Source organism: Streptomyces sp. NPDC048349 (assembly GCF_040651925.1).
Classification (GTDB): domain Bacteria; phylum Actinomycetota; class Actinomycetes; order Streptomycetales; family Streptomycetaceae; genus Streptomyces.
In genome coordinates this window covers 49,780-62,405 of record NZ_JBEZLA010000011.1, presented here as the reverse complement: position 1 = coordinate 62,405, position 12,626 = coordinate 49,780, and the positions used below count along the sequence as shown (strand labels likewise).

12 protein-coding genes and 1 pseudogene are annotated in these 12,626 nt (G+C 69.2%); 3 read left to right on the top strand and 10 right to left on the bottom strand.

Features of this window, described 5'->3' with window-relative positions; translation table 11 throughout:
- Positions 1–242: 242 nt before the first annotated feature.
- The 3 genes and pseudogenes from AB0D44_RS09240 to AB0D44_RS09230 all read right to left on the bottom strand — a co-directional run.
- A complete protein-coding gene (locus AB0D44_RS09240; RefSeq protein ID WP_362586760.1) occupies positions 243–683 on the bottom strand; it encodes a hypothetical protein in 441 nt (146 codons plus the stop codon).
- Between the two features lie 16 nt (positions 684–699).
- Complete coding sequence (locus AB0D44_RS09235) at positions 700–1,380, bottom strand: hypothetical protein (RefSeq protein WP_362586757.1); 681 nt, start codon at positions 1,378–1,380, stop codon at positions 700–702.
- Positions 1,381–2,224: 844 nt separating this feature from the next.
- A pseudogene (locus AB0D44_RS09230) lies at positions 2,225–2,461 on the bottom strand (IS701 family transposase); the annotation flags it as partial.
- A gap of 115 nt (positions 2,462–2,576) precedes the next feature.
- Between AB0D44_RS09230 and AB0D44_RS09225 the strand changes: the two are divergent.
- Positions 2,577–3,305, top strand: coding sequence for a hypothetical protein (locus tag AB0D44_RS09225; RefSeq protein WP_362586754.1), 729 nt, complete (start codon positions 2,577–2,579; stop codon positions 3,303–3,305).
- A gap of 234 nt (positions 3,306–3,539) precedes the next feature.
- Here AB0D44_RS09225 and AB0D44_RS09220 read toward each other — a convergent pair whose 3' ends face one another.
- Positions 3,540–4,871, bottom strand: coding sequence for an FUSC family protein (locus AB0D44_RS09220; protein WP_362586751.1), 1,332 nt, complete (start codon positions 4,869–4,871; stop codon positions 3,540–3,542).
- 65 nt (positions 4,872–4,936) lie between these two features.
- Positions 4,937–6,304 (bottom strand): amino acid permease, encoded by a 1,368-nt coding sequence (locus AB0D44_RS09215; protein ID WP_362586945.1) that lies wholly within the window; start codon positions 6,302–6,304, stop codon positions 4,937–4,939.
- A gap of 528 nt (positions 6,305–6,832) precedes the next feature.
- On the opposite strand from AB0D44_RS09215, the gene AB0D44_RS09210 reads away from it, so the two are divergent.
- Positions 6,833–6,991: a hypothetical protein gene (locus AB0D44_RS09210; RefSeq protein WP_362586748.1), complete on the top strand. Its 159-nt coding sequence runs from the start codon at positions 6,833–6,835 to the stop codon at positions 6,989–6,991.
- Between the two features lie 427 nt (positions 6,992–7,418).
- Here the strand turns inward: AB0D44_RS09210 and AB0D44_RS09205 are convergent, their stop codons facing one another.
- The 5 genes from AB0D44_RS09205 to AB0D44_RS09185 form a co-directional block, all read right to left on the bottom strand.
- Positions 7,419–7,718: a hypothetical protein gene (locus AB0D44_RS09205; RefSeq protein ID WP_362586746.1), complete on the bottom strand. Its 300-nt coding sequence runs from the start codon at positions 7,716–7,718 to the stop codon at positions 7,419–7,421.
- A 1,031-nt stretch (positions 7,719–8,749) separates the two neighbouring features.
- The gene (locus AB0D44_RS09200; RefSeq protein ID WP_362586744.1) at positions 8,750–9,361 is read right to left on the bottom strand and encodes a hypothetical protein; all 612 of its coding nucleotides are present in this window, start codon (positions 9,359–9,361) and stop codon (positions 8,750–8,752) included.
- Positions 9,362–9,542: 181 nt separating this feature from the next.
- The gene (locus AB0D44_RS09195; protein WP_362586957.1) at positions 9,543–9,665 is read right to left on the bottom strand and encodes a hypothetical protein; all 123 of its coding nucleotides are present in this window, start codon (positions 9,663–9,665) and stop codon (positions 9,543–9,545) included.
- Positions 9,662–10,645, bottom strand: coding sequence for an FAD-dependent oxidoreductase (locus tag AB0D44_RS09190; protein WP_362586741.1), 984 nt, complete (start codon positions 10,643–10,645; stop codon positions 9,662–9,664). The genes AB0D44_RS09195 and AB0D44_RS09190 overlap by 4 nt, the downstream gene beginning before the upstream one ends.
- Before the next feature lie 253 nt (positions 10,646–10,898).
- Positions 10,899–11,432: a hypothetical protein gene (locus AB0D44_RS09185; RefSeq protein WP_362586738.1), complete on the bottom strand. Its 534-nt coding sequence runs from the start codon at positions 11,430–11,432 to the stop codon at positions 10,899–10,901.
- Between the two features lie 701 nt (positions 11,433–12,133).
- Between AB0D44_RS09185 and AB0D44_RS09180 the strand changes: the two genes are divergently transcribed.
- Positions 12,134–12,511, top strand: a complete 378-nt coding sequence (locus AB0D44_RS09180; protein ID WP_362586735.1) for a DUF6193 family natural product biosynthesis protein — start codon at positions 12,134–12,136, stop codon at positions 12,509–12,511.
- Positions 12,512–12,626: the final 115 nt, after the last annotated feature.

Below are 12,626 nucleotides of genomic sequence, written 5' to 3'. Positions count from 1 at the left end.
CCGGACCGCCGGCCTGGCCGCCCTCGCGTGCCCCCGGCCGGTCAGCCGGTCAGCTGGTCGGCATCGGCGGCGGGTTGCCCCTCCCCACTGCATCGTCGGCGGCGGCCTGAGGTCACTCAGAACCTCCGTCAGTGGCGCTGCCTCTCATGCCTCAGGGTGGCCCGGCGCCAGGCCGGGCCACCCTGATGCGGAAGAGCGGGCGCGTTGGCGATCCGTGGCCCTCCGAGGCAAGGGAACTTCGCCTATCCGGTCGCCTGGGCCGGGCGGTCGCGCCACCAGCCCCATACCGTGATCCGGTTCAGCCCCTGGCGACGCCGAGCGCAGCTTCCGCATTCGGGGATGCGCACGCGCCGGGTGATCGCTGCTATGACGTCACCCAGCCCCACCGAGCGGTGGTGCGGATGGCGCCCGGCTCCCAGAGCGGATACCTGCTCCTCCAGCTGCTCCCAGGTCAGGGGAAGGCCTGGAGCAGGCTCGATCTGCTGTCTGTGTTCGGCGGTGAGTAGCTGTACGTCTCCGTGGGCCAGGAGCGCCGCGGCGAGGGCCTCGTCGGCCAGTGCGACGTACGCCGAGCCTTCGCCGTGCACGACGACCGCACTGCCGACGTCGTACTTGGGGCTGGGTGAGCCGCTCCCCGTCTCCGGCGGGAGCGTCGGGACTTGCAGCCATTGAACGCTGTTCACGCTGAGACCTCCTCGATCAGTGGTTGCAGCAGCCGACGCCGACCCGGCACCACCACGTGCAGTCGCACGTCGCACAGGCGGCGCATTTGACCACGCAGAGTCCGCAGCGGCCGGCGAGGCAGACGAGGAATATCTGCCAACTCGTCTTGGGACAGCCGATTGCGGCACTCAGGCACGTGGAGCCACAACCTCCGAGGCACCTCGTGAGCGCGTCCCACCAGCCGTCCCTGGGAACCAGTGTCCCTGCCTTGCCGGCTACCAGTTCCGTGGTGGTGTCGATGAGGGAACCTTTCTGCCCGACGAGGACGAAAGCGTCGACGATCTCCTCCCCACTCGGGTCGCCCCGCAGGACGGTGGCACAGGCCGCCACCTGTTCACTGCCCGCGCCCTCGTAGGTTTTGGCGACGATGGTGGCGGTGAGCTTGTTCACCTCTGTGCCCTTTTCCGTGCCCGCGAGACTCGACGGTACGGGTACGTTGCCGCTCAGAATCGTTTCCGCGCTATAGCCGACGACCCCGCCGGAAAGGGCGTCGAGGGCCGCAGGGTCGGCGAGGCCCAGGCGGCCCTGGACACCTTTGAGCAGCGTGGAAAGCTCCGTATGACGTGATGACAGTTCGTCCCACTGTGCGGCAGCGGCGGCAGCGGTGTGAATGCTGAGCCTTTCATTCAGCACTGTCGGGTTCTCGCGAGCACCCATAACAGCCTCCTCTTGTGGCCTGAGTGGCAGGTGATGCGGTCGTTTCGACCGACTCGATAGTCAGAGTGCTCCGATCTCTTCCATGCCGCACCTTTTCAAAGTCGCCCAGGATTCAACGAAATTGAGTCGCTGAAACTTGCAAGGTTCTTCGGTAATAATCGCAGTCATGGAAAGAGCCGGTACTGTTCCAGTGACGGCATGCCTGCCGTTCGGCACTCGACAAAAACTGTGTGATCTTCTGACAAGGGAGCGGCAGCGCCGTATCCGTCTCATGTCGGACGACCGATGGCTCGCCGGAGAGTCCAACTGCGGGAAGACACCCGCCGAGGTACGGGCCATACGACTGCGAGTTCTGGCGGACATGCGTGCCCGCGGTGACCTGCTGGACACGCTCGACAGGCTCGCGACCCTGGGCGTACGACGGGAACTCGAGGCCCGGGGCTGGAACCGCCTCTGGCCGGCATACCCGGAGCCTGCACGTTTCCCCGGCCGCTGGCCCGGCTCTCGTGACCGAGACTTTCCTGAACGAGTCTGCCTACGGTTGCCGGTGACCTTGGAGAACCAAGTGCGCGCGGCCTGCTGGTGCACCTCGGCGGACGCGATCGCAGCCATCCGATCGTGGCGTGAGCGGTACCCGCGGATTCGGACGCGCAGAAGACGGGCGTCGGCTGGAATAGAGAATGCCTTGGCCGAGTATGACCGGCTGGCAGAATTAGTGACGACGACCGGAGACATCTGGCGGGCGGGGATTCAACAGGCCCTTGAATTCGCAACAAGTGGCGGCGGACAGCGACCGATCGACGTGCCACAGGGGGGCGCCGGCGGCTAACGAGCTGGTCCTAGCGCCGATGGTCTCCACCACGAAATCGCGCACGTCGTCGCGGACCGCGTCCTCATCCCAGTCTGAAAGGTTCAGCAGGCGCTGGACCCCGTCCGGACGGAGCTGCCCCGACCTGCTCGGCCAGCGTCCAGCCGTTCTTCCGCTCCAACGGAGTCAGCGGCCCGCCAGGTAGTCCAGTGCCCGATCGCGGGGCTCCGGCCTGCTGAAACGATGCGCGATGCGGGCATGGAACCCGGCTATCCCCTCGAACCACGACTCGACCTGCTCGACCGTCAGCTCATCGGCACACAGATGCACCAACGAGCCCTCCACGACATCCGTCCCGCAGATGCGGTTGCAGGATTAGGCTGACCGGATGACAGCTGATCGCACAGCAGCCAGGTACCGCCGCATCCTCGCCCTGGCCGGCGCGGCCGTGATCGCCCTTGCCGGGAGCGCCTGTTCCTCGTCCGGGAGTTCCGGCGGGGCCGCCTCGGGCGGTGAGAGGCTGTCCTACGACCGGGTCGCCTCGACGGCGGAGCAGCTGACGAGTGCGTCGGCCTGCCCGTTCGGCCTAGACCCGGCGGCGGCGCTGAAGGCGGCCGGTGCCGAACGGACCGTCACCCCGGCGGCGTCCGGCGGCGACCCCGCGGCTCAGGGGACCGTCGACCCGGGCCGGCCGGCTGAGGCCTGGCCCAGCGGGCAGCCCACGCCGCCGTTCGGGCTCCCCTCCAACCCCGCCGTCCCGCCGCACACGTCCGTCGTCTGCAACTTCACGGCTTCGGAAGCCCCGGTGGAGATCGACCTCATGGCCGCGTCCGAGGGCGAGGTGGCGGTGAACCTGGCGCTGCCGCAGATCGCCCGCCTCGGCAACCTCGGCGCCGACGAGGTGATGGCGTTCTCCAAGGACAGGCCCGGGATCGGCCAGACCAGGGTCACCCCCGGCCGGGGCACGGTCGCCGTCGCACGGGTGGCGGTGGCGGGCAAGGGCGACTTGGCGCTCGTGGTCTCCCAGGGATGGCCCGTCACCAAGGCGGACCCGGCCCTGGCCGGTGAGTCGCTCAGGAAGGTCGCCGAGGCACTCGCGGCCCAGCTGCGGCCGTAGGCGGCGCCGGCAGGCGCCCCGCCGCGCACTGCTCGCCGCCCGACCGGAGCGAGCCGGTGCGTTACCCGGGAGGGTCGAACCGGAGGTCGCCAGGGCCCCCGCCGGGGCTGCCTCGGAGCCCCCGGCGGCTCCGAACGAGTACCACGACCCGACCTGCTCAACCGTCAGCTCATCGGCACACAAATACACCAACGAGCCCCACACCACATCCGCCACGCAGATGCGGTTGCCGTACTAACCGGCGGGGGCGGGTGAGGTCGGCACAGCGGGCCGGCAGGGCTGGACCGCACCACAGGAGCCTGCCGTTGGCGTCGGTGAGGACCACGGCCTTGACGGCGTTCTGCTTGTTCTTGCCGGAGATGAACTCCTCCCTCGCCGAACCCCCGGAGCACGCCCGCGCCTGCGCGCACTGCGGCGTCCGGGCGTCCGCAGCTCCGGGGCGCGCAGGCGTGCCCGGTCGAGCTCTTCGAGCAGGTGCCTCGTGTGGGCCGACAACGCTCCGACGATCGCGGCCCGGGCACAGTCCGGACCCGTGCCCGTGGCGTACCCGGTGAGCCGGGCGTGCGCCTCCCACGCGGTGCGCCGTACCCCCTCGTAGCCGTGGCAGTGGTACGGGTCCGGTTCCTCGGCCGAGACGGGTTCTCGGGCGCACAGGCGGGACGCCGCCGCGAGGACCTCCGCGAGTTCCGCGACCGCTCGCGGCGGCGGGGCCGGGCAGGTGTCCCCTCCCACATGGACGAGGGTGCCGGTGAGGGCCCGTACGTGTTCCGCGAGCCTTTCCCAGTGCTCGTCCCACCACGGGGCGGGGAGGGTTCCGTGGCCGCCGTGCACCAGGACGGCCGGGTTCATACGGCAGCTCTCGCCGCTGAACTGCCGGGCATCGCGCAGCGCCGTGAGCGCCGATCCCAGGCGCCGGGACTCCTCGTGCCACTGCCGCACCGCCGGCGTCCCATGGTCCCGGCCCACGCCTTCGGCGATCGTCGCCAGCAACTCGGCGGTGCGGCGCCGCACGTGGGTGAGGGACTGCTCCACCCGGCTTAGGTCGAGCGGCGGCAGGACGAACGCGTTGACGGCGATCCCGATCACGGACCCGACGAGGGACTCGACGAGCCGGTGCCCGATGTCCACACCCGAGTATCTGCCGTACGTGAGGACGAAGACGGCGGTAGCGGCCGCCGACAGGCCGTACTCGCCGAACTTGGGGTGGCTGCCGGCCAGGGCGGTCAGAGGAAGCGCGATCATCATGGCCGTGAGCGTGCCGCCCGTGAGCGTGCCGGCTCCCGCGGCCGCCACCGTGCCCAGAGCGATGGCCAGGAACTGCTGCCCGGCGCAGCGTACGGACTGGTACACCGTCGCCCGCACGAGGAGTACGGCCGACCACGGCGCCATCATCGCCATCGGTGCCTGCCACCACCAGCCCGCCACGGCCCAGGCCGCGAGGGCCGCCGCCGCGGCCTTCAGGGCCTGGATCGCGCGGACGCGTTCCTCACCGGGCTCCCGCAGCGCACTGAGGACGGCCGCACGGGCGTTGCGGGCCTCCTGGACGGTCCAACGCCACCAACGCATCCCCGCGTCCTCGGTCCTCTCTCGCTCGGTGTTCCAGGCCTCGGCGACGTCGCGGTTCCCGCGGGTCAGCGGCCGTCGGGCAGGGGTGCTGCGGGCGTCGCCGCCCCGTGCCCGCGCCACCGCTGCCGCAGGACCAGGGCGCCGAGGACGGCTCCCACGCCCATGAGCGCCAGGGCGCGCAGCCAGACGTCCGCCTCGACCTGCGTGGCCAGTGCGACGCAGGAGAGGGCGCCGAGCACGGGCACGACCGTGGGGGTCCGGAAATGGGAGGTGGGCGCGGACGGGTCGCGCCGCAGGACCAGGACGGCCGTGTTGACGGTGAGGAACACGGCCAGCAGGAGCAGGACGAGCGTGCCGGCGAGCACGTCGATCTCACCGGTCATCGCGAGCAGCCCTGCCACGGCCGTCGTCGCGGCGATCGCCGCCCGCGGTGTGCGCCTGCCCGGGTGCACCCGGGTGAGGAAGGCCGGCAGCAGACCGTCCCGAGCCATCCCGTACGCCAGGCGGGAACTCATGATTCCGGTGAGGAGGGCGCCGTTGGCGACCGCGACCAGTGCGACGAACGCGAACAGCCCGGGCGGCACGGCCCCCGCGGAGCGGACGACCTCCAGCAGCGGCCCGTCGGAACCCGCCAGGGCCTTGGTGGGCACGGCTACCGAAGCCGCGGCACCCACCGCCGCGTACATCAGGCCGGCGGTGATGAGCGCGCCGAACAGGGCCCGCGGGTAGGAACGCGTCGGGTCCAGGGTCTCCTCGGCGACGTTCACCGAGGTCTCGAAGCCGACGAACGAGTAGAAGGCCAGGACCGCACCCACCATGACGGCGGAGGCCGGTGAGGCCGAGTCCGTCCCGAGCTGGGTCAGCCTTCCGACGTCGCCCCCGCCCCGCACCACGACCCACACGCCGAGCCCCACCACGAGCAGGAGACCGCCGGTCTCGACCAAGGTGGCGACGGTGTTCACGCGGGTGGACTCGTGGATGCCGCGCGCATTGAGCAGCGCCAGCAGGCCCAGGAAGACGACGACCACCGGTACCACCGGCAGCGGGACGAGGGAGGCCAGGTACTCGCCGGCGAAACCGCGGGCCAGCGCCGCGACCGACACGATGCCGGCCGCCAGCATGCAGAACCCGGTGAAGAACCCCACCGCAGGGCCGTAAGCCCTCGTGGCGTAGTGCGAGGCTCCGCCCGCCCGAGGGTACTTCGTGGCGAGTTCGGCGTACGACGCCGCGGTCAGAAGCGCCAACAGCAGGGCCACCGTCAAGGGCACCCACACCGCTCCGCCGGACTTCGCGGCCACCTCACCGATCAGCACGTACACCCCGGCGCCGAGGACGTCCCCGAGGATGAAGAAGTACAACAGGCGCGTGGTGAGGACTTGGCGAAGTGGTTGCTGCGCACCGGCGCCGGCCGGGCGGGAGGTCAGGGGCCGCATTGGTTCGCTCACTCATCTGTTCTGTCGGGGGGCGGGGCACCGAGCCGTTCGGCTATGAGTCTCCTGACCGCAGAAAAGCGGATGAAACGGGACGTTTTTCCCATGGGTGGAATCTCCTCATCCGCCGCGAGGCAGCGGACGGAACGCGCGGCGGGTCTCCCGGGCCGGCTGCGTCCCAGCACCACAGGCTCCCGACCACACGGGAGGGGGTACGGCCATCGTCAGCTGTGCCGGTGGAGGAGGCGTCGCCCTGCCCCTTCGCGTGGCCTGACTCGGATCACCCCAGCAGGTCCACGGCGCGCTGGAACAAGCCGGGGAATCGATGTCCTTGCCGGTCCAACAGCCGACCCGCCCTCCCCGTGCACTGGCGATTTCGATGCCGACTCCTAAGGCATCGGCATCGGACTCTGACCAGGGCTTAAGGGAACGTTGCACACTACATCTGGAACAATGCGCTCCGCAGGTGTTGACGTAGGCATGTGCCAGGCGGATCGTAGGCGGCTCAGCCGAACGAACGCTGGAGGTCCCATGGCCGACGAGTACCGCACCAAAGAACGGACGCTGCCGGTCGGCACCGCCGCGATCTTGGGGGCAGCTGGCATGGACCTGACGGACGCCGAGCTACTCGAGCGGTACCCGCGCGTGGCCGAGATACTTGCGCGTTGGGAGCAAGACGAGCAGAGGTGACATCCCCGGCACGATGAGCGGCAATCGCCCACGAAACTTTGGCCGACCCTTGTTCTGTCGACGTGAAGGTTGAGCGCTTCTCGTCGAGGCTGAGTGGGGAGCCCATTGACTTCCGTCGCGCTGGCGAGCGGCGAGGATCGCGACGTCTTCCTCGTACGTGCCGTTCGCCAAGCGGGCGCTGGGTGTGTCGATCATGTCGTCGAGGGGACTGTCCGCTGGCAGGCTCACGGTCTCAAGTGCCTGCACCGAGACGTCGATGTCTGTGTTTTTCGTGATGCGCGGGCGCGAGTGCCTCGTCGCGCTTTACGGCGGAGGACGACCTGTTGACCCTGCGCACCTTGCACTGGGCTGATGAGATCCGCAACCCCCACCAAGAGGTCCCCGCACCTGCCCAGGCGCGCCTCGGTCTGGTCCGTCGGCGGGGCCGTCAGTCGGCGACCGGCGGTGCGGCATGGGCTGCCGCCTGCTGCAGCGCGGCCTCCAGCTCGCCGCGGTCAAGGCCGAGCGTCTCCGCGTGGTAAGTCAGAGTGTCGTCCAGCTCCTCCCAGGGCACGCGCCAGTCTTCCCACGCGTTCTGCCAGACCACGTGCTGCTCATCAGTCTGGGGCCAGTACGGTCCGTTCTTGCTGAACTCCTCTTGAAGGCGCTCCACCACCGCGTGCGCTTCCTCCTCAGCTTCCTTCAGCTCGAGCAACTCAGCCAGTACCTCAGACAGGTCGATTTCCATTTCATGATCTTAGTGCTCGCTTCTCCTCCTCGAGCCCGCAGAAGGCGCCTCCGGCCCCGACCGCCGGGGCCGGACGGCTGGTGACCTGCGTCGGAGATCTCCGGGTGCACATCGCCGGGTGGCCCGCTCGGGGCGGCTTTCTCTGGCCCCACTAGCGGCCGCCGGGTGGTGACGTCGACAAGGAGGGTGCCGCAGGTGTCACCCCAGAACGTGCAGCCCCCGCATCCGAGGTGTGACCAGCGGCGGAAGCGGCTCCCGCAACAGAGGGGAGTACATCTCGCTGGTTCACCGGATCTCGTGAGGGCGTGGACCACCATGGGATCGGAGACCTCGACCGAAATCACCAGCACATCAGACAACTTCGGTTACCCCAGCCGCCAGTTCAGCGGCATGTCACAGGCTGCCCGTGCTGCGGACCGACCGACCGCGTCACCGAGATGATCTCCGGCTACGAAAATCCTGCCAGAGCCGCGTTCGGCCCAGGCACGCATTCCGTGAGCCGTCGATCAACGACGGGATGGTCATACGGCGTGCCCACCAGGCGGGATTCATGGCTGCGGGACCTATCGAGGGCTTCCGGGTTCAACATGACACACGACCGGTCTGGCGCCGTTGATGCGGACCATCTGACGCACGTCCGGAGTCCCGCTGAGTTCGCTCCGGATGGACCGTGGCACTTCGTCCTTGAGGTACTTGCCTATGCCGCCGCCCATGGAGCGTCAACCAGTCCAGCCGAGGGCACGCCTGATGCCGACATGTCGTGCGCGGTCGTTTTGGTCCCTTACAGGCTCACCCTCCGCTCCGGTACGCCGGGGGTTCCGGAGCCTACGCGCGAAGGCGGGCGCACAGCTCGTGCACCGAAACTCGCCCCACCTCGCCCCACGCGGCCCCGGTCCCGGCTGCCCGCTCGGCTCGAGAACCGGCGACGCGCCACGCGCTACGACGTCGGACGCCTCCTCGCCACCGTAGAGGCCTACACCCGCCCCGCACACCACAAGGCCGACCGCGAGTCCCGGCGAACCGGATGAGCGTCAGGCTGAGTCCGCGCGGCGGCCTCCGTACGAGGCGATCAAAGCGTCAGCAACCGCGGTCGCGTCTGCCTCGGCCACATCGGCCGGGTATTCGGGCAGGAGGTCGTCCCAGACGGGCAGCCACGACCCGTACAACTGGGCCTGTCCCTCGGGCCGGGCGAAGAACCACACGTGCAGGTGCGCGGCTCCGTCCCCGATCCGGTAGACGTGGGCGCGGCTGATGTGCGGCAGTGCCTGCACGTGGCGGACGACGTGAGTGGTGAGCACCCCCAGTTCGGCAGCGAGATCGTCCGGCAGATCGGCCATGTCGTAGTGGTCGCGCGGGTACAGCATCAGCACCAGTGGCACACCGACCCCCGGTATCCGCGCCAGTCGCCAGCGGTCGTTGAGCCAGATGCCTTCGTCGCGGGAGCGGCACTCGCCGCAATCCGCCGGGTCTTCGCCGTGCCGCCCCGGCTCGGGCAGAACGGGCGGCCGGAGTGCGGAGACACGCAGGCCGTCCGCCTCGAACGGACTGATGTCCCATCCGGTCATCCGTGCCAGCGGAAGCCGAACTTCAGCATCGGCAGCCGCACGTGCGTGGTCGTAAAATTCATCGGGTCGCAAGGCCATGATCCAAGACTATGCCGCAGCACTGGCACGGTTGCGCACGTCATCCACACCAGCGGAGCCCGCTGCCCTTTCAGGACCTGCCTCCGTGAACCAGAGTCGCTTTCCTTTGTACGCACGAGCAGCCTCCGATCAGCGCTCAGAGTGTGCTCGCGGACTTGCCGCGCGGGGTCGTGAGGAGGGGTCAGACGTTGGCTTCTTCCCCGATTGCCGCCGGTGCGGCCGGGGCCGTCTTCGGTGCCCGGCGTCCGGGCATCCACCAGTTCGCCTTGCCGCACAGTTCCATCACCGCGGGGACGAGGATCATCCGGACGATGGTGGCGTCGACGAGCACGGCGACCGCCGCCCAGACCTCCTGATGTAGACGTTCACCGCGGTGTCGTCCTTGCGCGCCAGCTGTCGGACGGCGGCGTGCCGCCCCAGGCTGACGCACGCCCCCGAGAAGGCCAGATCGAGCACCGCCGGCCGCGTCCCCGCGATGCGGCTCAGCACGGTGTCGGCCGCCTGCGCACCGAGGGGTCCAGCGGCATAGCCGCTCATCCGCAGGGGCCGGCCCGACCGTGCGGCGGCGTCCCCGGCGGCAACGACACGGTCGTCGTCGACGATGGTCAGCGTCTCGTTGGTGAGTAGACGGCCGAGCGGGTCGGTGCGCAGCCCGCTCGCCACCGCAAGATCCGGTACGCCGAACCCCGCGGCCCAGATGGTCAGCGCGCTCGGACGCACCGCACCGCCGGCAGGGCCGTCGGCGGAACCGTCGTCGAGGATGACCGCGTCCTGCCGCACCTCGCTCACCGACACTCCCGCGAGTACGGCGACACCGTGCCGGGACAGCCATGTGGCGATGTAGCAGCGACCGGCCGCGCTGAACGCGGGCGCCGGGGTGCGGCCGCACACCAGCGTGACCGCGCGTCCCCGCTCGGCCAGTTCGACGGCCGTCTCGATGCCGGTCAGCCCGCCGCCGACGACGACGGTGACCGGAGCGTCATGGGGCAACTCCTCCAGCTTGGCACGCAACCACGCCGCGTCCTGGAATTCGGCGAGGGGCAGGGCACACGCGGCCCCGGCGGGCACGGACGACAGTGTTGCCCCGGTGCTGCCGACCGCGTATAGACGAAGTAGTCGTAGTCCAGGGCACGGCCCGACGCCAGCCGCACGCGACGTGCGGCTGGCGTCGATCAGCGTGGCACTGCCGACGACCAGCTCGATGCCGTCACCAAGCAGGGTTCCGTAGTCGAGCGTGGCGTCGCCGCTACGGGCACACAGCAACCTCAGCAAGGTCGTTGTCATCGGCGGCGGCTACGCCGGAACGATCGCGGCCAACCGTCTACGGAAGCGCGCGGACGTCGACATCACGCTGGTCATGCAGTCGTGCCCGCAAGACACCGCGGGCCCGCCGAGACGTGACATCACGAAGTGCGATCCACGCCACCCACCCCCAGGCTGGATTCGATACCGGATCCATCACGGTGTTTCGGCCACGCGACGAAGCGCCGTGCCAGGCGGGTGGGCCCAGCCATGATCCACCGGACAGACTCACATGTCAGGTGGGGAAGGAGAAGTAGAGCGCCTCGCTGTAGAAGGACGCGAAGTGCCTCTGCCAGTCGGCTCGGACCGAGGCCAGCCAGTCGTCGTTCTGGCCGGCGATCGCCGCCTCGGCCTTGGTGACGGCGTCGGGGATGTCCTCGGAAGCCAGACGCCGCACGCTCGCTGTCGGATCGTCGCCCGACATCGAGACGATCTCCCCGGTCTCGAGGACGAAGTACTTCGCCTGCTGTTTCTCGAGGTGGGCCGTGGTCCTGGCAACGCATTCGGCGAACTCGGCATCGTCCTCCAGGCCCTTGCCGACCGCGCGCAGGAGCTCGCGGAGCAGGGCCGCCCCGTCGGCGTAGTCCGCGGCGATGCCGATCGGAGGGTTCCAGATCATGGACGGGACGATCGTCGTTCCGCGCCCCACCATGAGCTTGTGCGCGAGCGGGATGTCCCAGTTGTGCTCGGATATGCATCGGATCCGCTGGGGGAGCTCTGCCTCGCTCGGCATCGAGTCTGCGGAGTAGAGATATGAACGGTTTGCCATGGTGGTGACGCTAACACCGCGGTCCGACAACGCCGACGCCGTCCGACTCCTGCCGCGCGGTCACACCGCGCGGGGGCCTCGGGCGGGAGGGGCGGATGCCAGCCCACTCCTGTTGCGGCAACTGGTGGGCGGTGCCCCCAGGTGCCGTGCACCGCGTGGCGCCTGGAAGGCCGCCTGCCGCCTCGGCCTGCACGGGGTCGGCGGCTTCGCCGGATTCCTCCGGCACGACCTCGACGCCGTCACCGCCGATCTCATAGGTTCGCACTCGTAGCGAAGTTCGCAGTAAAGCCGTACGTACTCTTCGTGCTCGCCCTCGCTGTCAATGATGTCGAACTGTCGCGTGAAGTCCACAGTGAACATCGGTCGCTCGCTAAAGGCGTACGTGCCCGCGTGTATTGGAAGAGTAGGCCGTCTGAGTCGGGTGCGGGCGCGGCGGCAAAGCGCTGCCGAACCAATCCAGTCCTGACCAGCGAGGCAGCCACCCCCGGGGTGCAATGCTCAGTCACTGTTACACGGAACCTGAGCCACAGCCCTTCAAGCGGCAGTGCTTGTCCAGCAGTCCGGGAGGCAGTTGGTGATCCACTGGCTCGCCTAGGTTCACGAGAAATGGTTCTGGCTCAACTTCTGTGGAGTCGGGGTACCGCACCTGCGGTGGACGAGGTGCTCGTCTGGGCGAAGCGACGTTCTGACACCCTTCTCCCATGGACACAGCGGGCACGGCGAAGGACGTCATCGAGACCGCATGGACGAGGCTTCTCGCTTCAGACCGCGTGGACGCTGGTGTGGTGCGCGCCGCCTACGCCGAGCCCAGGCTGCGACAGCTCTTCCCCTGGGTGGGCATGTGGGAGCTGCACTTCAGCCGGTGCACCGGGCATCCCTGCACGTGGGACGTGCCCTACATTGCCCCACGACGGGGTGGGGGCTTCGTCGTGGCGGGGCCGTCCAGGGCGGAGTACGTCGGTGACGCTGACACTGCCGAGGCAGCCGTGGCCATGGTGGCGGAGCGTCTGCCTCCGGGCTGTGGTCGAGCGATTGTCGGCAACCGACACGACCTCGCAGTTTTGAAGGAGGAAGGCTGACGATCCGGTCGCGATCTTCCCAAGCGACGGCTCTCCTCCTGATCAGATAGCCCCAGGGTCGCGGATACTGGTGCAGTTGACAGGCCAGACGCAGGGGCCGGTGTGGCCGGGCACC

Bases quoted from the DNA above. Each gene is read 5' to 3' on its own strand.
- AB0D44_RS09235 (WP_362586757.1), bottom strand. From the start codon at position 1,380: ATGGGTGCTCGCGAGAACCCGACAGTGCTGAATGAAAGGCTCAGCATT.
- AB0D44_RS09225 (WP_362586754.1), top strand. From the start codon at position 2,577: ATGACAGCTGATCGCACAGCAGCCAGGTACCGCCGCATCCTCGCCCTG.
- AB0D44_RS09220 (WP_362586751.1), bottom strand. From the start codon at position 4,871: ATGCGTTGGTGGCGTTGGACCGTCCAGGAGGCCCGCAACGCCCGTGCG.
- AB0D44_RS09215 (WP_362586945.1), bottom strand. From the start codon at position 6,304: ATGCGGCCCCTGACCTCCCGCCCGGCCGGCGCCGGTGCGCAGCAACCA.
- AB0D44_RS09210 (WP_362586748.1), top strand. From the start codon at position 6,833: ATGGCCGACGAGTACCGCACCAAAGAACGGACGCTGCCGGTCGGCACC.
- AB0D44_RS09205 (WP_362586746.1), bottom strand. From the start codon at position 7,718: ATGGAAATCGACCTGTCTGAGGTACTGGCTGAGTTGCTCGAGCTGAAG.
- AB0D44_RS09200 (WP_362586744.1), bottom strand. From the start codon at position 9,361: ATGGCCTTGCGACCCGATGAATTTTACGACCACGCACGTGCGGCTGCC.
- AB0D44_RS09195 (WP_362586957.1), bottom strand. From the start codon at position 9,665: ATGATCCTCGTCCCCGCGGTGATGGAACTGTGCGGCAAGGCGAACTGG.
- AB0D44_RS09190 (WP_362586741.1), bottom strand. From the start codon at position 10,645: ATGACAACGACCTTGCTGAGGTTGCTGTGTGCCCGTAGCGGCGACGCC.
- AB0D44_RS09185 (WP_362586738.1), bottom strand. From the start codon at position 11,432: ATGGCAAACCGTTCATATCTCTACTCCGCAGACTCGATGCCGAGCGAG.
- AB0D44_RS09180 (WP_362586735.1), top strand. From the start codon at position 12,134: ATGGACACAGCGGGCACGGCGAAGGACGTCATCGAGACCGCATGGACG.